The organism is Streptomyces sp. NPDC017991, from assembly GCF_044328075.1.
In the GTDB taxonomy this organism is placed as follows: domain Bacteria; phylum Actinomycetota; class Actinomycetes; order Streptomycetales; family Streptomycetaceae; genus Streptomyces.
The window spans coordinates 122,288-144,652 of the sequence record NZ_JBIRGP010000003.1; the positions used below are offsets into that span (position 1 = coordinate 122,288).

At 72.2% G+C, this 22,365-nt stretch carries 14 protein-coding genes and 1 tRNA gene; 10 read left to right on the forward strand and 5 right to left on the reverse strand.

The window, feature by feature from the left end; genetic code table 11:
- Nucleotides 1–20 precede the first annotated feature (20 nt).
- The gene (gene glmU, locus ACH4DZ_RS09105; protein WP_398286340.1) at nucleotides 21–1,502 is read right to left on the reverse strand and encodes a bifunctional UDP-N-acetylglucosamine diphosphorylase/glucosamine-1-phosphate N-acetyltransferase GlmU; all 1,482 of its coding nucleotides are present in this window, start codon (nucleotides 1,500–1,502) and stop codon (nucleotides 21–23) included.
- 117 nt (nucleotides 1,503–1,619) lie between these two features.
- Nucleotides 1,620–1,691: transfer RNA gene (locus ACH4DZ_RS09110), tRNA-Gln, on the reverse strand.
- A 259-nt stretch (nucleotides 1,692–1,950) separates the two neighbouring features.
- Here ACH4DZ_RS09110 and ACH4DZ_RS09115 point away from each other — a divergent pair.
- On the forward strand, nucleotides 1,951–3,291 hold the full coding sequence (locus ACH4DZ_RS09115) for a sensor histidine kinase (RefSeq protein WP_398286341.1): 1,341 nt from the start codon (nucleotides 1,951–1,953) through the stop codon (nucleotides 3,289–3,291).
- 156 nt (nucleotides 3,292–3,447) lie between these two features.
- Here the strand turns inward: ACH4DZ_RS09115 and ACH4DZ_RS09120 are convergent, their stop codons facing one another.
- Together ACH4DZ_RS09120 and ACH4DZ_RS09125 are read right to left on the reverse strand one after the other, a co-directional pair.
- Nucleotides 3,448–3,951: an SUKH-3 domain-containing protein gene (locus ACH4DZ_RS09120; protein WP_398286342.1), complete on the reverse strand. Its 504-nt coding sequence runs from the start codon at nucleotides 3,949–3,951 to the stop codon at nucleotides 3,448–3,450.
- Nucleotides 3,952–4,063: 112 nt separating this feature from the next.
- Complete coding sequence (locus tag ACH4DZ_RS09125) at nucleotides 4,064–4,567, reverse strand: YwqJ-related putative deaminase (protein ID WP_398286343.1); 504 nt, start codon at nucleotides 4,565–4,567, stop codon at nucleotides 4,064–4,066.
- 414 nt (nucleotides 4,568–4,981) lie between these two features.
- On the opposite strand from ACH4DZ_RS09125, the gene ACH4DZ_RS09130 reads away from it, so the two are divergent.
- The 3 genes from ACH4DZ_RS09130 (at nucleotide 4,982) to ACH4DZ_RS09140 (ending at nucleotide 9,878) form a co-directional block, all read left to right on the forward strand.
- Nucleotides 4,982–5,977, forward strand: a complete 996-nt coding sequence (locus ACH4DZ_RS09130; protein WP_398286344.1) for an SMI1/KNR4 family protein — start codon at nucleotides 4,982–4,984, stop codon at nucleotides 5,975–5,977.
- Between the two features lie 7 nt (nucleotides 5,978–5,984).
- Nucleotides 5,985–8,870 carry an SUKH-4 family immunity protein gene (locus ACH4DZ_RS09135; protein WP_398286345.1) on the forward strand — a complete coding sequence of 962 codons (2,886 nt, stop codon included), beginning with the start codon at nucleotides 5,985–5,987 and terminating at the stop codon, nucleotides 8,868–8,870.
- 93 nt (nucleotides 8,871–8,963) lie between these two features.
- A complete protein-coding gene (locus ACH4DZ_RS09140; protein WP_398286346.1) occupies nucleotides 8,964–9,878 on the forward strand; it encodes a cellulose-binding protein in 915 nt (304 codons plus the stop codon).
- A gap of 141 nt (nucleotides 9,879–10,019) precedes the next feature.
- Here ACH4DZ_RS09140 and ACH4DZ_RS09145 read toward each other — a convergent pair whose 3' ends face one another.
- A complete protein-coding gene (locus ACH4DZ_RS09145) occupies nucleotides 10,020–11,588 on the reverse strand; it encodes an MFS transporter (protein WP_398286347.1) in 1,569 nt (522 codons plus the stop codon).
- 469 nt (nucleotides 11,589–12,057) lie between these two features.
- Between ACH4DZ_RS09145 and ACH4DZ_RS09150 the strand changes: the two genes are divergently transcribed.
- The 6 genes from ACH4DZ_RS09150 to ACH4DZ_RS09175 all read left to right on the forward strand — a co-directional run bounded on the left by ACH4DZ_RS09150 (nucleotide 12,058) and on the right by ACH4DZ_RS09175 (nucleotide 22,208).
- Entirely contained in the window at nucleotides 12,058–12,846 is a 789-nt protein-coding gene (locus ACH4DZ_RS09150; protein WP_398286348.1) for an ABC transporter ATP-binding protein, read from the forward strand.
- A complete protein-coding gene (locus tag ACH4DZ_RS09155; RefSeq protein ID WP_398286349.1) occupies nucleotides 12,843–15,416 on the forward strand; it encodes an ABC transporter permease in 2,574 nt (857 codons plus the stop codon). Before ACH4DZ_RS09150 ends, ACH4DZ_RS09155 begins: the two co-directional genes overlap by 4 nt.
- Nucleotides 15,417–15,820: 404 nt before the next feature.
- Nucleotides 15,821–19,378 carry a transcription-repair coupling factor gene (gene mfd / locus ACH4DZ_RS09160; protein WP_398286350.1) on the forward strand — a complete coding sequence of 1,186 codons (3,558 nt, stop codon included), beginning with the start codon at nucleotides 15,821–15,823 and terminating at the stop codon, nucleotides 19,376–19,378.
- Nucleotides 19,379–19,424: 46 nt separating this feature from the next.
- The gene (locus ACH4DZ_RS09165; protein WP_398286351.1) at nucleotides 19,425–20,330 is read left to right on the forward strand and encodes a hypothetical protein; all 906 of its coding nucleotides are present in this window, start codon (nucleotides 19,425–19,427) and stop codon (nucleotides 20,328–20,330) included.
- Between the two features lie 273 nt (nucleotides 20,331–20,603).
- Nucleotides 20,604–21,320 carry an HNH endonuclease family protein gene (locus tag ACH4DZ_RS09170; RefSeq protein ID WP_398286352.1) on the forward strand — a complete coding sequence of 239 codons (717 nt, stop codon included), beginning with the start codon at nucleotides 20,604–20,606 and terminating at the stop codon, nucleotides 21,318–21,320.
- A gap of 144 nt (nucleotides 21,321–21,464) precedes the next feature.
- Nucleotides 21,465–22,208 carry an N-acetyltransferase gene (locus ACH4DZ_RS09175; protein ID WP_398286353.1) on the forward strand — a complete coding sequence of 248 codons (744 nt, stop codon included), beginning with the start codon at nucleotides 21,465–21,467 and terminating at the stop codon, nucleotides 22,206–22,208.
- Nucleotides 22,209–22,365: the final 157 nt, after the last annotated feature.

A 22,365-nucleotide genomic window follows, 5' to 3' on the forward strand; every position in this document is an offset into this window, starting at 1 on the left:
TCAGACCCGACCTTTTCCGGTCAGCTTTCGCCGCCGGCCTCCCGGGATGTCGCCTCCGCCGCCTTCGCGGCCGCGCTGCCCGGACGCTTGCGGGCCACCCAGCCCTCGATATTCCGCTGCTGGCCGCGGGCCACGGCCAGCGAACCGGGCGGTACGTCCTTCGTGATCACGGAGCCGGCCGCGGTGTAGGCACCGTCCCCGATGGTGACAGGCGCCACAAACATGTTGTCCGAACCGGTCTTGCAGTGCGAGCCCACCGTCGTGTGGTGCTTGGCCTCGCCGTCGTAGTTCACGAAGACGCTCGCGGCGCCGATGTTCGAGTACTCGCCGATCGTCGCGTCGCCGACGTAGGACAGGTGCGGGATCTTCGTGCCCTCGCCGACGGTGGCGTTCTTCGTCTCCACATACGTACCCACCTTGGCCTTCAGACCGAGGCGGGTGCCGGGGCGGAGATACGCGAAGGGGCCCACGTTCGCCTGGGGGCCGATCTCCGCGCCGTTCGAGACGGTGTTGTCGACGCGGGCGCCGGCGCCCACCGTGGTGTCGTTCAGGCGGGTGTTGGGGCCGACCTCGGCGCCCTCGCCCAGGTGTGTGGCGCCCTGGAGCTGGGTGCCCGGGTGCACGATCGCGTCCTGCTCGAAGGTGACGGTGACGTCGACCCACGTGGAGGCCGGGTCGACGACGGTCACGCCGGCGAGCATCGCGTCCCGCAGCAGACGGTCGTTGAGGATGCGGCGGGCCTCCGACAGCTGCACCCGGTTGTTGATGCCGGCGATCTCGCGGTGGTCGTCCGCCACGGCGGCGCCGACGCGGTGCCCGGCCTCCCGGAGGATGCCGAGGACGTCCGTGAGGTACTCCTCGCCCTGGCTGTTGTCGGTGCGCACCTTGCCGAGCGCGTCCGCGAGGAGCTGCCCGTCGAACGCGAAGACCCCGGAGTTGATCTCACGGATCGCGCGCTGGGAGTCGGAGGCGTCCTTGTGCTCGACGATCGCCGTCACGGCGCCCGAGGCGCTGTCGCGGACGATACGGCCGTAGCCGGTGGCGTCCGGCACCTCGGCGGTCAGTACGGTGACCGCGTTGCCGTCGCCCGTGTGGGTCGCGGCGAGCTTCCGCAGGGTCGCGCCGGTGAGCAGGGGGGTGTCGCCGCAGACGACCACGACGGTGCCGTCGACGACGCCCAGCTCCTCCAGGCCCATCCGTACGGCGTGCCCCGTGCCGTTCTGCTCGGCCTGTACGGCTGTCCGGACGCCCGGAGCGGTTCCGGCGAGGTGGTCGGTGACCTTCTCGCGGGCGTGACCCACGACGACGACCAGGTTCTCGGGCTCCAACTCACCCGCCGCGGCGAGCACATGGCCGACGAGGGAACGGCCGCAGAGTTCGTGCAGGACCTTGGGTGTGGCCGACTTCATACGGGTGCCCTCACCCGCTGCGAGAACGACGACGGCTGCGGGTGGGGTCTCCCCTGCTCCGGAGCCGAGAGCTTGGGGAAGGTTGGCGCTCACGGATATGCCTTTCGGCTACTGGTGTCTGGGGTACGGACATCCGCAGGATACCGGGGCGTTTCAGGAGCGACATGAGAGCGGGCCCTGACAGTGCTGTCAGGGCCCGGGCGTCCACAGCTCCCCCGCCAGGACTTGAACCCGGACAGATGGCACCAAAAGCCACAGTGCTGCCAATTACACCACGGGGGATGGAAATCGACTGAGGCCGGACATTTGGTCGGCCGTCGAGTTGGCACCCAACACTATGCCGTACCAAGGCCCTTCGACGCGACGGTACGGATCGGCGCGCGGAGGGTGTGGGGATCACCGGCCCGGGGTCGAACGGTGGGCGATTCAGCAGTTCGAGGGATTCTGGTCTGTTTCGCTTCTGTTCGATTACGGGGAGTGGTGTAGGCCAGTCCGGGAAACTCGCCGGAAAAGGGGCGGGGGGCGACCGTAGGCTGGAGTCATGACCACGACGGGGGAAGACCACACCGCGGCCTTGGCGGGGCCGTGGTGGTGGGCGAGGTGGCGCAGCGCGGTGCTCGACGGGGGCCTCGCGCTGGTGTCGTCCGTGGAGTGCGCGACAGAGGGGTTTCCGTTCGCAGGGGCGGCGGGGGTGCCGGTGCCCGCGGGGATGCTGTTCGGGGCCGTCGCCGGGTCCGTACTGCTGTTCCGGCGGCGGTGGCCGATAGCCGTCGTACTGGTGTCGATCGCCATCACCCCGGCCCAGATGGGGTTCCTGATGGGGCTCGTCGGGCTGTACACGCTGGCGGCGTCCGAGTTGCCGAGGCGGATCATCGGGGCGCTGGCCGGGATGTCGATGGTGGGCATGCTCATCGTCACCTATGTGCGGGCGCACCAGGGAATGGTGAGGGGGGATGTGGCGCTGGGGGACTGGTTCGTACCCTTCGTGTCGATCACGACCTCGCTCGGGATGACGGCCCCGCCGGTGCTGCTCGGGCTGTACGTGGGAGCGCGGCGGCGGTTGATGGAGAGTCTGCGGGAGCGGGCGGACTCCCTGGAGCGGGAGTTGCAGCTGCTGGCGGAGCGCGCCGAGGAGCGGGCGGAGTGGGCGCGCAACGAGGAGCGGACCCGGATCGCCCGGGAGATGCACGACGTGGTCGCGCACCGGGTGAGTCTGATGGTGGTGCACGCGGCGGCGTTGCAGGCGGTGGCCCGCAAGGATCCCGAGAAAGCCGTGAAGAACGCCTCGCTGGTGGGGGACATGGGGCGCCAGGCGCTGACCGAACTGCGGGAGATGCTGGGGGTCCTGCGGACGGGCGACGGATCGGCGCGGGGCGCGGGGTACGGCTCCGCGCCGGTACAGGCGGTGCCGCTGGCGGCCGTGGGGGCGGCTGCCGCCGCCGCTGCCGCCGCGTCCCGGGCCGCCGAGGAGGACGCGGGGGACGGGCCCTGCCTGGACGATCTCGATGAGCTGGTGGGGCAGTCCGCCGCCGCGGGGATGGTCGTCGATCTCTCCGTGGAGGGGGAGGCGCGGGTGTACGCGGCGATGGTGGAGCAGACCGCGTACCGCGTGGTGCAGGAGGCGCTGACGAACGTCCACAAGCACGCGGCGGGGGCGAAGACCCGGGTGCGGCTGGCGCATCGGGGAGCGGAGATCGCGATGCAGGTGGAGAACGGCCCGCCGCCGGAGCCGGGGGCCGCGTCCGACGCCAGGCTGCCCAGTGGGGGGAACGGCCTGCTGGGGATGAAGGAGCGGGTCGTCGGGCTCGGCGGGGTCTTCGTGTCCGGGCCGACGGACGCGGGCGGCTTCCGGGTGTCGGCGGTCATTCCGGCCGGGGGCTGAGCCGGGGGCGACCGGTGCCGGCACCTGTCATGACATCGGTGTCGGTGTCGGTGCCTGTGCCTGTGCCTGTCGTGACGTCGGTGTCGGTCCCGGTGCCTTTCGTGACATCGGTGTCGGTGCTGACATCGGTGCCGCGGTTCCCGGGTGCCGGCCGGCTCAGCCGGCGGTCAGGCGTACCGGTTCCCTGCCCGCGATGAGGGTGGCCAGCGCCTGGTCGATGTCGGCGCCGAGGTACCAGTCGCCCGTGTGGTCCAGGGTGTACACGCGGCCCTCCGTGTCGATGGCGAGCAGGGCTCCGCTGTCGGTCTCCTCGCCGAGGGGGGCGACCTCGGTGTCCAGGGCCCTGCCGAGGTCGGCGAGGGTGCGGGCCATGTGGAGGCCGTGCAGGGGATCCAGGTGCAGCGGGGACGAGGCGATCTGACGGCCCGCCTCGGCCGTGCTGACGCGCAGCCCGCCGAACTCCGCCCATGCCTCCACCGCCGCCGGGAACACGGCATGGCGGTGCCCCGCGGGGGACTCGTGGCCGCGCAGGGCGTCGGCCCAGAACTCGGCCTGCTTTATGTCCCAGCGGCCCGGTTGCCATCCGGCGTCGCGCAGCGAGGCGTCGACCTGGACGGAGAAGCGGGTGGTCGAGGTGGCGGCGGTGCGGTCGGTGTGCATCTGCCCTTCGCGATCGGTCTGAGCTGCCGTGCGGTGTTCCGGCCGGCTGCTTCTGGTGCGTCGGTGGCGCCTTCGTGCGGGTGGGAGGCCGCTGTCAGTGGCGGGGCCGCCGTCAGTTCCCCCGGGCCGTCGGGTCGACGATGCGTACGCCGAAGTGGGCGCTGAGCGCGGTACAGGCGCGGCAGGGCGGCGCGAAGCTGCCGTGCAGCGGGTCGCCGTCCTCGCGGATGCGGCGGGCGGTGAGCTTGGCCTGCTTGAGGGATTTTCTGGCCTCGCCGTTGGTCATGGGTTTTCGGATGGCGCGTTTGGAGCGGGCGGCGTCGGCGGCGGCGAGATGGCGGGAGATGAGGATCGCCTCGGCGCAGCGGCCGGTGAAGCGGTCGCGCTGGCCGCTGGTGAGCGTGTCGAGGAAGTCCCGTACGAGGGGGTGCAGGGGTGGCGGCTGGTCGCCGCGGCCCGCTGTGCCGGTGAGGGTCGCGCCCCGTACGGAGAGGGCGGCGGCGATGGTCGGGAGTATGCCGTCACGCCGGTGCAGCAGGACCGGGGCGGCGGGCGCCTCGGTACTGCTCCAGCCGACCCGCGGATCCCCGGACGTACCCGTCTGCGTTGCGCTCATCGTCCTGTTACCTCCCCTGAGAGCCTGTGTCTGCGCCCCGGCCGGGCGCAGCGCCGTCTGGCACGCATGCTCGCCGCGTTGCCGAAAAGCCCTGGTAGCTCCGCTACCAGGACCTCCCGGCGCCTTGCGATCGCACGCACCGGACGGCGCGCGCTGATCCGGCCGGGGCGCAGACACAGGCTCTGATACATCCCCCGGTGCTCCGACAGAGTGCCAAACTCCGTGGCTCGTGCGGAAGCTGGGGCGGTGCGACACGCGCGGTCTTCGTCGTACCGTCACGGCTCGATGACGGCAGGTCACGGAACCGGAGGGCCCTTGACCGGTATGGAACAGGAGGCCCGGTGACCGGTGTCGTTCCACCGCATAGGCTGTCGACATCCGCGATCCTTCATCACGCCGCAGGGGGCAACCGCCATGACGACAGGTCGGCTCGGGCAACAAGCCGCGCCGCCGAACGCGGCCTACGCCGGGCAGGTCGTGCACTTCCCGGATCCGGTGCGGGCGGCACGTCACCCGAGAGGGGTACGTGTTGACGAGGTCGGCTACCCCGACTTCTCGTTCTTCGCGCGTGCGGCCGCGGAGATCGCCGAACCGCCCGAGGGGTTCGGTGTCGACGAGCTGCGGCTGACCGACTACGTGTCGGCGAACGCCGCCCTGGCGGCTTCCGGCCATGATCTGTGGGACACGATCCCGGCGGTGGCGACTCCGCACGGCTGGACGTGGCACCACGTGCCGCGCACGCGCCGGCTGGAGCTGGTGCCGGTCGAGGTGAAGGCGTTGCTGCGGCATCACGGCGGTCTGGCCACCGCGGTGGTCGACCAGGACAAGCGGGGCACCCGCCCGCTGCAGGAGACCCGGCCCGCGCACTTCGGACTGCCGAAGGCGGCGGTCGCCGTGACCGAGCAGCAGGTGCAGGGTGTCGAGGAGGACCTCGGGTACCGGCTGCCGGGGGCGTACCGGTCCTTCCTGAAGGCCGCCGGCGGATGTGCGCCGGTGGGGGCCGCGCTGGACGCGGAGCTGGGCTTGCTGGTCGACCAGCCGTTCTTCACGGTGCGGGACGAGGCCGCGGTCAACGACCTCGTCTATGTCAACAAGTGCCTGCGGGACCATCTCACCAAGGACTATCTGGGAGTCGGTTTCGTGCAGGGCGGGTTGCTCGCGGTGAAGGTGAAGGGCGAGCGGGCCGGCTCCGTGTGGTTCTGCGCGTTCGACGACGCCCGTGACCAGGACGAGTGGCCGCCCGCGGAGCGCGTACAGCGGCTGCTGTTGCCCTGTGGTGACGACTTCGATCAGTTCCTGTCCCGGCTCGCGGGCAATCCGCCCGAGCTGGAGACGGTGGCGAACCTGATGGTGGACGGCGGCTTCGCGCGGGCGGTGCCGGTGTCCGCCGTGTCTTCGGTGGGGGAGTGAGCGTCCGATGGTGACCTTCGCGCAGGCGCAGGAGCGCGCCGAGGAGTGGATCAACGCAGAAGTGCCCGGCTACCAGCACCGCGAGGTGCGGGTCCGGGAGTTCGAACTCGGCTTCGTGGTGTGGGCGGAGGACCGGGCCGAGGGCCCGCGCTCCGACGGCGGCGCCCAGCGGCTCGTCATCGCGCGTGACAGCGGGGAGGCCACCCTGTGGCCCTCGCTCCCGGTGGGCGAGGTGATCCGCCGGTACGAGGAGGAGTACGGCGTGTCGGCGGGGGTGCCCGAGCCGGCGCCCGCCCCGCCCGCCCGCGTGGACCTCAACCAGACGTCGTTCCTGCTGACTCCGCCGGAGTGGCTGCAGGAGGCGGCGGACCGCATGGGCATCCCGGACCGCCGGGACGGTACGTCGGGCGGGGCCGCGGGCCGGCCGTCGGACGGTGCCGGGTCGCGGCCCGCCGCCGAGATCAGCGACGCGGTTCCCGCCGCTCGTGCCGCTTCCCCGGTCGACGCCGTTCCGCCGTCCGACGCGGCGCCCGCCCCGCACGGCGGTGCCGGAACCCCTGCGGGTCCGCTGCCCGAGACGCTGCCGGGGCCGCCCGCCGGTTCGCCGGCGCCCGCCGCCCCGAGCGGTGGCACGGCGTGGCCCGCCGCCGGCGGCAGCGCCCCCGGTGCCGCCCCCGTGCCCGCCGACGCGACTCCGTGGGCCGGTACCGACACCAACGCCGAGGCGGGGGACGACCGTTCCGTGCCGCTGCCGGCGACGGTGTACGCGCAGCAGATCCGCGATGTCGGGCCCGGTGGTACGCCGCCTCCGCCCGAGGCCGCCCCCGAGGCCAGGACCAAGCTGATCTCGGGTGGCAGCCGGCTGCCGCGCACGAGTGTCGCGCCCGCGCTCGACGAGCCGGCACCGCCCGCGTTCCCGCAGGGTCCGGGTGGGCAGGGCACCGCGGCGCAGGGCGCGGGTGCGCCCGGTGCGGCGCCGGCCGGGCCCTCCTCGTACGGCCATCCGCAGCACGCCGGCCCGGGTACGCCCCCTCCGGGCGCGCCCTCGTACGGCTATCCGCAGGGTGCTCCGCCGCCGCCCGCCGCCGACGCTCAGCAGCAGCAGCAGCCCGCTCCGAGTGCGCCGGGCCGGCCGCTGCCGCCGGGTGCCGGTGACATCGCGGACGCGGCGACCAGCAAGGCGCAGGGTCCGCCACGTGGTGCGCGGGGTGCGAACGCGCCCGGTACGCCGCCGCCTCCCGGGGCGCCCGGTACGCCGGGTGCGCGGCCGGGCGGTCCGGCTCCGGGCGGTCCTCCCTCGGGCGGTCCTCCTGCGGGCGGTCCCGCTCCGGCGTCCGGGCCCGGTGCGCCGGGTGTACCGGCCGGTGGATACGTACCGACGCAGTTCGTCTCGCAGCTCGGCCCCGACGGGCCGGAGGTGCCGGGTGCGCAGGGTGGTCCGGGTGGTCCTGGTGGGCCGGGTGCTCCGCAGCCTCCCGGTGCGCCCCAAACCCCCGGCTCTCCCGGTGGCTCCGGTGGCGTCCACCATGCCGCGACCGTGCTCGCCGGGCCCGCGGTCGGCGGCCCCGGTGCTCCGCAGCCTCCGGGCGCTCCCGGTGCTCCCGGTGCCCCGGGTGCTCCCGGCGGCCCCGGTGGACCTGGCACTCCGGGGGGTACGCCGCCCGGTGGTGTGCACCATGCCGCGACCATGCTGGCCGGTCCGCCGGTCGGTGGGCCGGGTACGGCTCCGCCGCCGCCCCCCGCGCCCGGTGCGCCCGGTATGCCTCCCGGGGGTCCTGGGGGCCCTGGGGGTCCCGGGATGCCGCCGCCCGCTCCGCACATGGGCGGCCGGCAGCCGTTCCCGGGGCAGCAGCAGCCCTTTCCGGGCCAGCCGATGCCCGGTCAGCAGCCTCCGGCCTACGGTTACCCGCAGCACGCCCAGCCCACGGTCGGCCCCGGCTACCAGGCGGTGCTGCGCTACCGCGCCCAGGACGGCAGCGAGCAGCAGCTGATCCGGCGGTCCGCGCCGGGCACCCCGCACCCGGAGTGGCAGATCCTGCACGAGCTGCGGGCGATGAACGTGCCGCCGCAGCAGGTGCTCGAACTGCACACGGAGCTGGAGTCCTGCGAGCTGCCGGGCGCGTACTGCGCGCGGATGATCCGGGAGAGCTGGCCGCAGGCGCGGATCACGAGCATCGCCTCGTACGGCACCGACCATGCGAGCCGTCAGCAGGGCATGGCCCAACTGATCGCGCACCAGGGTGAGTTGCACCAGGTCGCGGACGGTCCGGCGAGGCCCGGTCCGGTACGGGCGCCGTTGCCGCCGGTGCAGTCCGCGCCGCCGATCCCGCCGGAGGCGATCGGGCAGGAGCTGGCGGCGGCCTTCGGGCCCGGTCTGTTCCGGTTCGACCAGGCGGCGGTGTCCCGGCAGGGCGTGCCGCCGATCGTGGCGCACACCCTGGTGGTGGCCGGGCTGCCCGTCGACATGAACCCGTTCTTCTGGGCGCAGGCCCAGCCGGGCCGTCCGGTGCCCACGCTCGCCGAACTGGCGCAGGAGCGCGGGGTGCAGCCGGGTGCGGACGCGGGCTCGTACCTCGTCATGGGCAGTGACTTCGGCAAGGCGATCTGTGTCCAGTACGGGACCGCGAACATCGTGGCCGTGCCGGTGGAGGCGGGCCCGGGCGGTGCTCCCGTACCGCCGCAGTTCGTGAACACGGGGCTGCCCGAGTTCGCGCGCAGTCTCGCGCTGCTGGGCCGTATGTGGCGTCTTCGCTTCGGGCTCAACCAGGAGCAGGCGGGGCGCTGGACCGTCGATTTCCAGGCGCAGTTGGCCGCGATCGACCCGGCGGCCCTCGGGTCGCCGGAGAGCTGGTGGTCGGTGCTGCTGGAGCAGATGTGGGACGGGCTGCTCTGACAGGCCGTCACTGAATCTGCCCCGATCCGGGCGGCGGAATGCGCGGAGTGTCGCGTTATGAACACTTCCGTCTGATCGACCAAGATGAGCGGCATGAGCAGCTCATCGGTGTCGTCGGTGTCGTCGCTGTCCTCGGGTTCGTCTCCAGACTTCGAGGCCGTACGGGGGCGTGGTTACCGCCTCGCGCAGGTCGACGCGTACGTCGCGGCGCTCTCGGCGGGGCGCGACGCCGCCTGGGAGCGGGCCGCGCGGCTGACCGTGCTGGCCAGGGAGATGGAGTCCGACGCGCTGCGGCTGCGCGAGGTCGTGACGGCCCTCGCCCCTCAGACGTACGAGACGCTGGGCGACCGGGCCCGGCGGCTCTTCGAACTGGGCGAGGAGGAGGCCGCGGAGCTGCGCGAGGACGCGGTGCGGCAGGCGCGCCGGACCGTGGACGAGGCGCGCGCGGCAGCCGAACGGGTGCGCGAGGCCGCGCGGGCGGACGCGGACGAGGTGCGCGCCGAGGCCGACGACCGGGCCCGGCACCGGCTGCTGGCCGCGCAGGCCGAGGCCGACGAGATGCGGATCTCCGCGCGGCGCGAGGTGAAGGAGGGCCGCGGTGAGGCGCTGGCCGCGCTGCGTGAGACGCGGCGGCGCGGCGAGAGCCTCGTCGCCGAGCAGGAGAAGGAGCACGCCGAGCGCTGGGAGCGGGCCGGGTGCGAGGCCGCCGAGCGGGAGGCCGCGCTCGACGCGCGCCACGAGGAGCTCGTCGCGCGCGCGGAGGAGGGCGTGGCCGCCGCGGGACGGGAGCTGGCCGAGGCGCAGGAGTCGGCCCGCCACCTCCAGGAGGACGCGGACGCCCGCGCCGCCGAACTCCTCGCCGAGGCCGGGGTCCGGGAGGAGCGCGTGGCCCGCGAGACGGAACGGGTCCTGCGCGAACACGGCGAGCGGTGGGACGAGGTACAGGCGCACATGGACCATGTCCGCAGCAGCCTCGCCGCGCTGACGGGGCGGGCGGCGGCGGAGTAGTCCGCGCGGCTCGGTGGGGGCGTGTCGCGCAGTTCCCCGCGCCCCCAGGGGGCGAGGGCGAAGCCCCGCCTTCAAGGGGCGCGGGGAACTGCGCGACACGCCCCCAGCGGTGGTCGGTGGGTCCGGATCGCCGGGTGGCCCTCAGTCGCCGGGGGCCTTGAGTACCGGGAAGCGGCGCGGGGCCACGAACAGCAGGACCAGGAAGGCGAGTGCCGCCGCGCAGGCCGCGCCGAAGTAGACGGCATGGACCGCCTCCGCGACCGCCCGGCGTACGTGCTCGGCCGGAGCGCCCGACTCCAGGGACGCGGTCACCGAGTCCAGGTCGCCAGCACCGCCCAGCCGGGAGGCCAGTACGCCGTTGGCGACCGCGCCGAAGAGCGCGGCGCCGACCGTCTGGCCGGTCTGCCGGCAGAAGAGGACGGACGCGGTGGTCGTACCGCGCTCCGCCCAGTCGACGGTCGACTGGACGCCGATGAGCAGGGGCAGTTGGAAGAGGCCGAGCGCCCCGCCGAGCAGCAGCATCAGGAGGGCGGGCTGCCAGGCCGCGCCGGGATACGGCAGGAACGGGAAGGCGAACAGGATCAGCGTGGCCGTGCCGATGCCGAGCATCGCCGTGTTGCGGAAGCCGACGCGCCGGTAGACGTGCTGGCTGAGGGCCGCCGACACCGGCCAGCTCAACGTCCACACGGAGAGCACGAATCCGGCGGCGACGGGGGTGAGCCCCAGCACCGACTGCGCGTACGTGGGCAGGAAGACGGTCGGGGCGACCATGAGCAGGCCCAGCGCGCCGAGCGCCAGGTTCACGGCGGCGATGGTGCGGCGGCGCCACACCCAGCCGGGGATGATCGGTTCGGCCGCCCGGCGTTCGACGAGTACGAGGACGCCGACGAGCCCGACTCCCGTACTGAACAGGGCTGTTGAAGGAGCCGACAGCCACGGCCAGGCCACCCCGCCCTGCACCAGGGCCATGAGGAGTACGCCGCCGCAGGCGAAGACGGTGAGCGCGCCCGCCCAGTCGACGCGCGGGCGGCGCGCGGGGGCGGCCCGCTCGGGCTCGTGGAGGTGGCGGACCAGCAGCCAGAGGGCGACCGCGCCGAGCGGCAGGTTGATGAGGAAGATCCAGCGCCAGTCGGCGTACGAGGCGAGCAGTCCGCCGATCGCCGGCCCCGCGATCGCCGAGGTGGCCCACACCGTGGACAGCTTGGCCTGTATCTTCGGGCGCTGCTTGAGCGGGTAGAGGTCGGCGGCGAGCGTCTGGACCGTGCCCTGGAGGGCGCCGCCGCCGAGGCCCTGGACGATACGGAACGCGATCAGCGCGGCCATGTTCCAGGCGAGTGCGCAGAGCAGGGAGCCGAGCAGGAAGAGGACGCAGCCGGCGATCAGGACCGGCTTGCGGCCGAAGGTGTCGGAGAGCTTGCCGTAGACGGGCAGCGTGACCGTCACCGCGAGCAGATAGCCGGAGAACAGCCACGAGAAGACGGAGAAGCCGCCGAGGTCGCCGACGATCTGCGGGACGGCGGTCGACACGATCGTGGAGTCGAGCGCGGCCAGACCCATGCAGAGCATGAGGGAGGCGACGACGGCCCGGCGGTTCCTGGCCCCGGCCCGCGCCGCGGCGGGCCCGTCCTCCGTGACGGCCGGTATCTCGGTGTCCCCCTGGCCCACAGGATTCCTTCCCCTTGCACCTATCTGCCGTGGCCACTCTCCCACTTGAGCCGCACGTCGCGGGAGGCCGGATGCCGGGCGGGCCGGAAGGTGGAGGCATCCCCGAGAGGAACTCCACCGACGGGTGGACAGCCCCTAGGGGTACCTCCGTACTGCCCCTCGGGGAGGGCTCGTCCCGGCGGAGGACGAGATGGTACGGGTGTCGTCCTTAACCTGGCTTTATGCCGCTGAGTGCGGTGTCCCGCACCTTCGGGGGTGGGGTTTTCCCCAGCAGAAGACTGCGCTGGGCACCAGCGCGGGGGACCACCCTCCGCCACCAGACTTGGGGCTGTGACCGGGCGGCGTGACCGCACCGCCGCACCGCACGACGTACTCGCAGGGCTCGACCGCACGACGTACCAGCAGGGCTCGACCGCACGACGCGGGCAACCGCAGGCGCTCAGGACAACCGCAGGCGTTCAAGACAACCGCAGACCGTCACTGACCTGTCGGTGGCCGACTTAGGAGACATACCGTGACATCGGCTGTAACCATTCCCAGGCACGGGGGCACTGGAGAGCGTACGGCCGTTGCCGCGCGGGCACGGCAGGTCGTCAAGGCGTACGGGTCCGGTGAGACCCGTGTCGTCGCCCTGGACCAGGTCGACGTGGACATCGCGCGGAGCCGGTTCACCGCGATCATGGGCCCCTCGGGGTCCGGCAAATCCACCCTGATGCACTGCCTCGCCGGCCTCGACACCGTCTCCGCCGGAAAGATCTACCTGGACGAGACCGAGATCACCGGACTCAAGGACAAGAAGCTCACCCAGCTGCGCCGGGACCGGATCGGCTTCATCTTCCAGGCCTTCAACCTGCTACCGACGCTGAGCGCCCTGGAGAACATCACCCTCCCGATGGACATCGCGGGCCGCAAGCCGGACAAGGCGTGGCTGGCCCAGGTCGTCGAGACCGTCGGTCTCGCCTCCCGGCTGAAGCACCGGCCGAACCAGCTCTCCGGCGGCCAGCAGCAGCGCGTCGCCGTGGCCCGCGCCCTGGCCGCCCGGCCCGAGATCATCTTCGGTGACGAGCCCACCGGAAACCTCGACTCCCGCGCCGGCGCCGAGGTGCTGGGCTTCCTGCGCCGCTCGGTCGACGAGCTCGGCCAGACCATCGTGATGGTGACGCACGACCCGGTCGCCGCCTCCTACGCGGACCGCGTGCTGTACCTGGCCGACGGACGGATCGTCGACGAGATGCTCCGGCCGACCGCCGACGCCGTTCTCGACCGCATGAAGGACTTCGACGCCCGGGGGCGCACGTCATGACCGTCTTCAAGACCTCCAGGCGCAACTTCTTCGCGCACAAGGGACGCATGGCCCTCTCCGCCGTCGCCGTCCTGCTGTCGGTGGCGTTCGTGTGCGGCACGCTCGTCTTCACCGACACCATGAACACCACCTTCGACAAGCTCTTCGCGACGACCTCGCCCGACGTCACGGTCTCCCCGAAGGGGGCCGAGGCCGACGACACCCCGCAGAACGGCAGGCCGGAGTCGCTGCCCGCCTCGGCCGTCGAGCGGGCGCGGAAGGCGCAGGGCGCCAAGTCCGCCGAGGGCGCGGTCAGTTCGATGAACGTGACCGTCGTCGACAGCGACAACAAGAACATGGGGTCCAGCACCGGCGCCCCGACGATCGCGGGCAACTGGACGAAGAACGACCTGCGTTCGATGGAGATCACCTCCGGGCACGCCCCGCGCGGCCCCACCGAGGTGATGGTCGACGCCGACACCGCGGACAAGCACCACCTCAAGATGGGCGACGAGCTGCGCACCATAGCCGTCACCGGTGACTTCAAGGCGAAGATCGTCGGCATCGCCACCTTCAAGATCACCAACCCCGGTGCCGCCGTCGTCTACTACGACACCGCCACCGCACAGCGCGAACTGCTCGGCTCCACCGGCCGGTTCACCCACGTCAACGTCACGGCCGCCGCCGGCGTGACCGACACACAGCTCAAGCGGAACGTGTCCGAGCAGCTCACCGCGGCCGACGGCGCGTTCAAGATCCAGACGCAGAAGGAGTACTCGGACGAGAGCCGCGAAGGCATCGGCGAGTTCATGAGCGTCATCAAGTACGCCATGCTCGGCTTCGCCGGAATCGCCTTCCTCGTCGGCATCTTCCTCATCATCAACACCTTCTCGATGCTGGTCGCCCAGCGCACCCGGGAGATCGGCCTGATGCGGGCCATCGGTTCCTCCCGCAAGCAGGTCAACCGGTCGGTACTCGTCGAGGCCCTGTTCCTCGGCATCGTGGGCTCGATCCTGGGCGTCGCCGCCGGTGTCGGCATCGCGGTCGGCCTCATGAAGCTCATGTCGACGGCGGGCATGAACCTCTCCACCGCCGACCTGACGGTCAAGGCCACGACCCCGGTCATCGGCCTGGCCCTCGGCGTCGTGGTCACCGTCTTCGCCGCCTACCTGCCGGCCCGCCGCGCGGGCAAGGTCTCCCCGATGGCCGCACTGCGCGACGCCGGTACGCCGGCCGACGGCCACGCCGGCTGGATCCGCGGCCTGATCGGCGCGCTCCTCACGGGTGCCGGCGGCGCCGCCCTCTTCACGGCGGCCGGTGCCGACAAGGCGAGCGACGGCGCGTCGATGCTGGGCATCGGTGTGGTGCTCTCGCTGATCGGGCTCGTCATCATCGGCCCGCTGCTCGCGGGCGGTGTGGTCCGGGCCCTCAGCGCGGTCCTGCTGCGAGGCTTCGGCCCCGTCGGCCGCCTGGCGGAACGGAACGCGCTGCGCAACCCCCGCCGCACCGGTGCCACCGGAGCGGCCCTGATGATCGGCCTCGCGCTGGTCGCCTGCCTCTCCGTGGTCGGCTCCTCGATGGTCGCCTCGGCGACGGAGGAACTCGACAAGTCGGTCGGCACGGACTTCATCATCCAGGGCAACCAGCGGATCGTCCCGCAGGCCCAGAAGGCCATCGAGGACACGCCCGGCCTGGAGCACGTCACCAGCTACAAGATCGTCGAGGTGAAGCTGACCCCGCCGGACGGGAAGACCGAGGACACCGACGTCACGGCCGCGGACCCGACGTACTCCAGCGACCTGCGCCGCGAGACGGTCTCGGGTGACCTGTCGGCGGCGTACGGCAAGAACGCGATGTCGGTCGGCTCCGACTACGCCAAGGAGCACGGTGTGCGGGTCGGCGACACGATGACCGTCGCCTTCAAGGGCGGACAGACCGCGAAACTGAAGGTCGCGGCGGTCACGGACGACGACACGGCCCTCGACAAGGGCTCGCGCTACCTGAACATCACCACGCTGCGGCAGTACGTCCCGGCCGACAAGATGCCGCCGAACGACATGATGTTCGCCACCGCCGAGGACGGCCAGGAGAAGACGGCGTACGCGTCGCTGAAGAAGTCCCTGGACGCGTACCCGCAGTACCAGGTCCGTGACCAGACCGACTACAAGCAGCAGCTCAAGGACCAGATCGGCCAGCTCCTGTACATGGTCTACGGCCTGCTGGCCCTCGCGATCATCGTGGCGGTCCTGGGGGTCGTGAACACCCTGGCCCTGTCGGTGGTCGAGCGGACCCGCGAGATCGGCCTGATGCGCGCCATCGGCCTCTCCCGCCGCCAGCTGCGCCGCATGATCCGCCTGGAGTCGGTCGTCATCGCCCTCTTCGGAGCGCTGCTCGGCCTGGGCCTCGGCATGGGCTGGGGCGCCACCGCCCAGCAGCTCCTCGCCCTGGAGGGCCTGAAGGTCCTCGACATCCCCTGGCCGACGATCATCGGAGTCTTCGTCGGCTCGGCGTTCGTGGGGTTGTTCGCGGCGCTGGTGCCCGCCTTCAGGGCGGGGCGGATGAATGTCCTGAAGGCCATCGCGACGGATTAGCTGCCGCCGGCCGAGGGAACGGGGGAGCCCGGTGCCGCCGAGTCTTCCGACTCGGCGGCACCGGGCTGTTTGCCGGTGGGCGCGCTGTCGGGTGCGGGCCGGTGGGGGCGGGCCCAAGGGATTGCGCAGTTCCCCGCGCCCCTGGGTGCCCAGGGGCGCGGGGAACTGCGCAAGCGGGGGCGAGGGGGCGGAGCCCCCATGCGGTGACTGACGGGGAGGGTAGGGGCGGCGGGGGCGAGGAGATCCCCCTCTGTCCACAGGGGCGGGCGGGGAGGACCCCGGCGTCGTACCCTGGACACCCCCGGCCCGTCAGACGTGTCGGGCGCCTCGCGTTGCCCAGCCCCTCCACCCGCCCCACCCCCCAACCCCCCTCAGCTCCTCGGATCCTCGGACGGAAACCCTTCATGAGCCTGCACGGTCTGCTCGACGCCGTCGTCAAGGACGCCGCACTCACCGAAGCGGTGAAGGCCGCCGGCGACGCCAATCGCATGCACGTGGACCTGGTCGGCCCACCCGCCGCCAGGCCCTTCGCGGTGGCGGCCCTGGCCAGGGAGGCCGGCCGCACGGTCCTGGCGGTCACCGCCACCGGCCGGGAGGCCGAGGACCTGGCGGCGGCGCTGAGGTCGCTGCTGCCCGCCGACACCGTCGTGGAGTACCCGTCCTGGGAGACGCTGCCGCACGAGCGGCTCTCCCCCCGCAGCGACACGGTCGGACGCCGGATCGCCGTCCTGCGCAGGCTCGCCCACCCGCGCCCCGACGACCCGGAGACCGGCCCGGTCTCCGTGGTGGTCGCCCCCGTGCGGTCGGTCCTCCAGCCCCAGGTCAAGGGCCTGGGAGACCTGGAACCCGTCGCCCTGCGGACGGGCCAGAGCGCCGACCTCGGTGACATCGTGAAGGGCCTGGCGGCAGCGGCGTACGCCCGGGTGGAGCTGGTGGAGAAGCGCGGCGAGTTCGCCGTGCGCGGCGGGATCCTGGACGTCTTCCCGCCCACCGAGGAGCATCCGCTGCGCGTGGAGTTCTGGGGCGACGACGTCGAGGAGATCCGTTACTTCAAGGTCGCCGACCAGCGGTCCCTTGAGGTCGCCGAGCACGGCCTGTGGGCGCCGCCCTGCCGCGAACTGCTGCTCACGGACGACGTACGGGCCAGGGCGGCGGCCCTCGCGGAGGCCCACCCCGAGCTGGGCGAGCTGCTCGGCAAGATCGCCGAGGGCATCGCGGTCGAAGGCATGGAATCCCTCGCCCCGGTCCTCGTCGACGACATGGAGCTGCTCATCGACGTACTGCCCAAGGGCTCCATGGCCCTGGTGTGCGACCCGGAGCGGGTGCGCACGCGCGCCTCCGACCTGGTGGCGACCTCGCAGGAGTTCCTGCAGGCGTCCTGGGCCGCGACGGCGGGCGGGGGCGAGGCCCCGATCGACGTCGACGCGGCCTCCCTGTGGTCCATCGCGGACGTCCGGGAGCGGGCCCGCGAGCTGGACATGATGTGGTGGTCGGTGTCGCAGTTCGCGGCCGACGAGACGTTCACGGACGACGCCGCGGGTGACGCCGACACGCTGAAGCTCGGGATGCACGCGCCCGAGACCTACCGCGGCGACACCGCGAAGGCCCTCGCGGACACCAAGGGCTGGCTCGCGGACGGCTGGCGCACGGTGTTCGTCACCGAGGCGCACGGCCCGGCGGCCCGTACGGTCGAGGTGCTGGGCGGCGAGGGCATCGCGGCCCGCCTTGAGTCGGACCTCGGTGCGCTGGCCCCCTCCGTCGTGCAGGTGTCCTGCGGCTCGATCGACTACGGGTTCGTCGACCCGGCGCTCAGACTCGCCGTGCTCACCGAGACCGACCTCACCGGGCAGAAGGCCGCCGGCAAGGACGGCGCCCGGATGCCGGCCCGCCGCAGGAAGACCATCGACCCGCTGACCCTGGAGACGGGCGACTACATCGTCCACGAGCAGCACGGCGTCGGCCGCTACATCGAGATGGTCCAGCGGACCGTGCAGAGCGCGACCCGCGAGTACCTGGTCGTCGAGTACGCGCCGGCCAAGCGCGGCCAGCCCGGCGACCGGCTGTACATCCCCACGGACCAGCTGGAGCAGATCACCAAGTACGTGGGCGGCGAGGCCCCGACGATGCACCGCCTCGGCGGCGCCGACTGGACGAAGACCAAGGCGCGCGCCAAGAAGGCCGTCAAGGAGATCGCGGCGGACCTGATCAGGCTGTACTCGGCCCGGATGGCGGCCCCCGGGCACGCCTTCGGCGCCGACACGCCCTGGCAGCGCGAGCTGGAGGACGCGTTCCCGTACACCGAGACGCCCGACCAGCTCACGACCATCGCCGAGGTCAAGGACGACATGGAGAAGACGGTCCCGATGGACCGGCTGGTCTGCGGCGACGTCGGTTACGGCAAGACGGAGATCGCGGTCCGCGCGGCCTTCAAGGCGGTCCAGGACGGCAAGCAGGTCGCCGTCCTGGTGCCCACCACCCTGCTGGTGCAGCAGCACTTCGGGACCTTCAGCGAGCGCTACTCGCAGTTCCCCGTCAACGTACGGGCCCTGTCGCGCTTCCAGTCCGACACCGAGGCGAAGGCGACCCTGGAGGGGCTGCGGGAGGGCTCGGTGGACGTGGTCATCGGCACCCACCGCCTGTTCTCCTCGGAGACCAAGTTCAAGGACCTGGGGCTGGTCGTCGTCGACGAGGAGCAGCGGTTCGGCGTCGAGCACAAGGAGCAGCTGAAGAAGCTGCGCGCGAACGTGGACGTACTGACCATGTCCGCCACCCCCATCCCGCGCACCCTGGAGATGGCGGTGACGGGCATCAGGGAGATGTCGACGATCACAACACCCCCGGAGGAACGGCATCCGGTCCTGACCTTCGTCGGCCCGTACGAGGAGAAGCAGATCGGCGCGGCGGTCCGCAGGGAGCTGCTGCGGGAGGGCCAGGTCTTCTACATCCACAACCGGGTCGAGTCGATCGACCGGGCCGCGGCCCGGCTGCGCGAGATCGTGCCGGAGGCGCGGATCGCCACCGCCCACGGCCAGATGACCGAACAGGCATTGGAGCAGGTCGTCGTCGACTTCTGGGAGAAGAAGTTCGACGTCCTCGTCTCCACCACCATCGTGGAGTCGGGCATCGACATCTCGAACGCGAACACGCTGATCGTGGAGCGCGGCGACAACTTCGGCCTCTCGCAACTGCACCAGCTGCGCGGCCGGGTGGGGCGTGGCCGCGACCGCGGTTACGCGTACTTCCTCTACCCGCCGGAGAAGCCGCTCACGGAGACGGCCCACGAACGCCTCGCGACCATCGCCCAGCACACGGAGATGGGCGCGGGCATGTACGTGGCGATGAAGGACCTGGAGATCCGCGGCGCCGGAAACCTGCTGGGCGGCGAGCAGTCGGGCCACATCGCCGGAGTCGGCTTCGACCTGTACGTACGCATGGTGGGCGAGGCGGTCGCGGACTACCGCGCCTCCATGGAGGGCGGTGACGGATCCCAGATCGAGCAGGCGCCGCTGGAGGTCAAGATCGAGCTCCCGGTCGACGCGCACGTCCCGCACGACTACGCGCCGGGCGAGCGGCTGCGCCTGCAGGCCTACCGGTCGATCGCCTCGGTCAACTCCGAGGACGACATCAAGGCCGTACGCGAGGAACTCGTCGACCGCTACGGAAAGCTGCCCGAGCCGGTGGAGAACCTGCTCCTGGTGGCCGGACTGCGGATGCTCGCGCGCGCGTGCGGGGTGGGCGAGGTCGTCCTCCAGGGCAACAACATCCGGTTCGCACCGGTGGAGCTGCGGGAGTCGCAGGAGCTGCGGCTCCAGCGGCTGTACCCGGGCACCGTCGTCAAGCCGTCCGCCCACCAGGTGCTGGTCCCTCGCCCGAAGACGGCGAAGGTCGGCGGCAAGCCGCTGGTCGGGCGGGAGTTGCTGGGGTGGACGGGAGAGTTCCTGGCTTCGATTCTCGGGTCGTAGAGGGGTCTCGTGGAGGGGTCGTAGTGGGTTCGGAGGGGGTCGTGTGATGGAGGGGGATCCGAGGGTGGGCACGGGTGTGGGCGACGGCGAGGGCGGGCTCGGCTGGGTGCGGCAGATGTGGCACCTGCTCGAACCGCTGCACGCCGTGCTGTATTACGCGCCGGAGGTCTTCGAGGAGGTGGCCGCGCTCGGGTTCGCCGTCGGGGAGCGCTGGCCGAGCTACTTCCCGCTGCGGGCCGCGCCGTCGGGGGCCGTCGGGAGTGGGCAGGTCGCCGCCGCCTTCTACAGCTTCAGCCCGCGCATGGTCGCCGAACACATGGGTCCGGCGTGGGGCATCGCGAGCCCCGAGGCTGTCGTCGAGGCCCGGGGGCGGGGCGTCGACCGGGCGTATCGAGCGATATTCGGCGACCGCGTCGACAGTCCCGAACTCGCCGAAGCGGCCGCTCTGGCCCGCCGGGCGGCGGAGGCCGTCGACCCGGCCGGCCGGCCCCTGGCCGCCGCCAACGCCGGGCTGCCCTGGCCGGAGTCACCGCATCGGCAGCTGTGGCACGCGGCGACGATACTGCGCGAGCACCGCGGTGACGGCCACCTCGCCGCGCTGCTCGTCGCGGGCCTCGATCCGGTCGAGTCGCTGGTCTCGTTCGCGGCGATCGGCGCCGCTTCCGTGGAGCGGTTCGAGAGCCGGGGGTGGAGCGCGCAGGAGTGGACTGCCGCGCGTCAACGGCTCGTCGCCCGTGGGCTGCTGGCAGGGGACGGCACCGCTACGGACGCCGGCCGCGCCCTCCGTCGGACGGTGGAGCGCCACACCGACGAACTGGCCGCCGCTCCATGGCGGGCGCTGGGGCCCGACGCCACCGGCCGACTCGCCGAGCTGCTCGGTGAGTTCTGGGTCGCGGTGCTGGGATCGGGACTGCTGCCCTCGGAGACGACGCTGGGAATCGGAAAGGTGTGAGGGGCGCGCTATCGGGACAGCCGGTCTCCGGGAGCCGAGGGTGTCTTGCCGAGGGCCGAGGGCCGAGGGCTGAGGGCTGAGGGCTGAGGGCTGAGGGCTGAGGGCTGAGGGTGCCTCACCACCGTCACCACGCCGGTTGTGCGCCACTTGCTCACCAAAGACACCATAAGCACCTTTCACGCCGTTCTCTCTCAATCCCCGGGCCAGTACGGTGAGATGAAGGAAGACCGCCCTCTCGGGGCGGGCAGGGGCAGGCAAGACGAAGGAGCGCCCGTGACGTTCTGGACCAGGACCGCCGGCATCGCGGCCCTGCTGGTCGCCGCGACCGGCTGTACCGCGGAGACGACCGGCGCCGCCGGACCTCAGGAGCCGGCGGGCGCGGGCGGAGCGGCCCTCACCGCGGTCGACTCACTGACCGTCAAAGGGAGGGCGCCCAAGACGGGGTACGACCGGGACAAGTTCGGCACCGCCTGGGCCGACACCGACTCGAACGGCTGCGACACCCGCGACGACATCCTCAAACGGGACCTGAAGGAGGTGAAGTTCAGCGACGGCGACTGCAGCGTGAAATCGGGGACGCTCGATCCCGACCCGTACACCGACAAGGACGTCACCTTCCTGCGCGGCGGGCGCAGCGAGGTCGACATAGACCATCTCGTCGCGCTGTCGGACGCCTGGCAGAAGGGCGCCGGGAAATGGGACGCGAGCAAGCGGATAGCGCTGGCCAACGACCCGCTGAACCTCCTGGCCGTCGACGCGGGACGCAACCGCAGCAAGGGTGACGGGGACACCGCGACCTGGCTCCCGCCCCACAAGGCGTACCGCTGCACGTACGTGGCCCGTCAGGTGGCCGTGAAGAAGAAGTACGAGCTGTGGGTCACCGGCGCGGAGAAGTCCGCGATGAAGAAGGTGCTGTCCGCCTGCCCGGGCCAGAAGCTCCCGACCGGTGGCACGTCGACACAGGCGCCGAGCCGGTTCCACGCGGACTGACAGAGGCCTTGCGGAGGCGTCACGGAGGCGTTTCGGCAGGGCTCCGGCAGTGCTCCGACAGGGTTCCGGCAGGGTTCCTTACGGGCGGTTCCGTGCCCGAAAAGCGGTTTCACCGGGGCCGGTCCGGTGCCTACCGTGTCCGGCATGGTGCTGACAATCGCGAGCCTCGCCGAGCGTCCGGAGATGTACGACGCGGTCGTGGGGATGGCCGACACCTGGCCCGAGTTCATACGCAACGATCTCGTCGGCAACGCGCACTACGGCCGGATCGCCAGGGAACTGCCGGAGTACGTGCTGTTCGCCGAGGACGAGGGCGGCGAGGTGGTCGCGCACGCCTACAGCGTGCCGTTCGCCCACGGGGACGAGGGCCCGGGCGCGCTGCCGGCCCGGGGCTGGGACGAGGTGCTGGTGCGGGCGTTCGGGGACCTGCGCCGGGGCGTCACCCCCGACACCGTCAGCGCCATCTCGATCGTCGTCGCCCCGCACGCCCAGGGCACCGGCCTGTCGGCACGGATGCTCTCGGCGATGCGCGACAACGCCCGCGTCAAGGGCTTCCACGAGGTCGTCGCGCCGGTGCGGCCGAGCGCGAAGCATCGGGAACCGCTTACGGTGATGGAGGAGTACGCGTTCCGGACGCGTGAGGACGGGCTGCCGCACGATCCGTGGCTGCGGGTCCACGTCAGGGCGGGCGGGCGTATCGAGGCGGTGGCACCGGCGTCGATGACCGTCGCCGCGTCGCTGGACGAGTGGCGGGAGTGGACGGGGCTGCCGTTCGACAAGGAGGGCCGGGTCGAGGTGCCCGGCGCGCTGGTGCCGGTGCACTGCGAGCCGGCGCTCGGGTACGCGGTGTATGTCGAGCCCAACGTGTGGGTGTGGCACGCCCTTTGACGGACGCCCTTCGACGCACGCCCTTTGACGTACGCCCTTTGAGCCGTGCGCGCACCCGGCCCGTCGGTCGGGCGTGCCGGACGGGGCATGCCCCCCGTGGACACGCCCCGCCGGGTTCTGTCGCCGGGCTCTCGCGCCCGGCTTTCGCGCCGGCCCT

Bases quoted from the DNA above. Each gene is read 5' to 3' on its own strand.
- ACH4DZ_RS09115 (WP_398286341.1), top strand. From the start codon at position 1,951: ATGACCACGACGGGGGAAGACCACACCGCGGCCTTGGCGGGGCCGTGG.
- ACH4DZ_RS09120 (WP_398286342.1), bottom strand. From the start codon at position 3,951: ATGCACACCGACCGCACCGCCGCCACCTCGACCACCCGCTTCTCCGTC.
- ACH4DZ_RS09125 (WP_398286343.1), bottom strand. From the start codon at position 4,567: ATGAGCGCAACGCAGACGGGTACGTCCGGGGATCCGCGGGTCGGCTGG.
- ACH4DZ_RS09130 (WP_398286344.1), top strand. From the start codon at position 4,982: ATGACGACAGGTCGGCTCGGGCAACAAGCCGCGCCGCCGAACGCGGCC.
- ACH4DZ_RS09135 (WP_398286345.1), top strand. From the start codon at position 5,985: ATGGTGACCTTCGCGCAGGCGCAGGAGCGCGCCGAGGAGTGGATCAAC.
- ACH4DZ_RS09140 (WP_398286346.1), top strand. From the start codon at position 8,964: ATGAGCAGCTCATCGGTGTCGTCGGTGTCGTCGCTGTCCTCGGGTTCG.
- ACH4DZ_RS09155 (WP_398286349.1), top strand. From the start codon at position 12,843: ATGACCGTCTTCAAGACCTCCAGGCGCAACTTCTTCGCGCACAAGGGA.
- mfd (WP_398286350.1), top strand. From the start codon at position 15,821: ATGAGCCTGCACGGTCTGCTCGACGCCGTCGTCAAGGACGCCGCACTC.
- ACH4DZ_RS09165 (WP_398286351.1), top strand. From the start codon at position 19,425: ATGGAGGGGGATCCGAGGGTGGGCACGGGTGTGGGCGACGGCGAGGGC.
- ACH4DZ_RS09175 (WP_398286353.1), top strand. From the start codon at position 21,465: ATGGTGCTGACAATCGCGAGCCTCGCCGAGCGTCCGGAGATGTACGAC.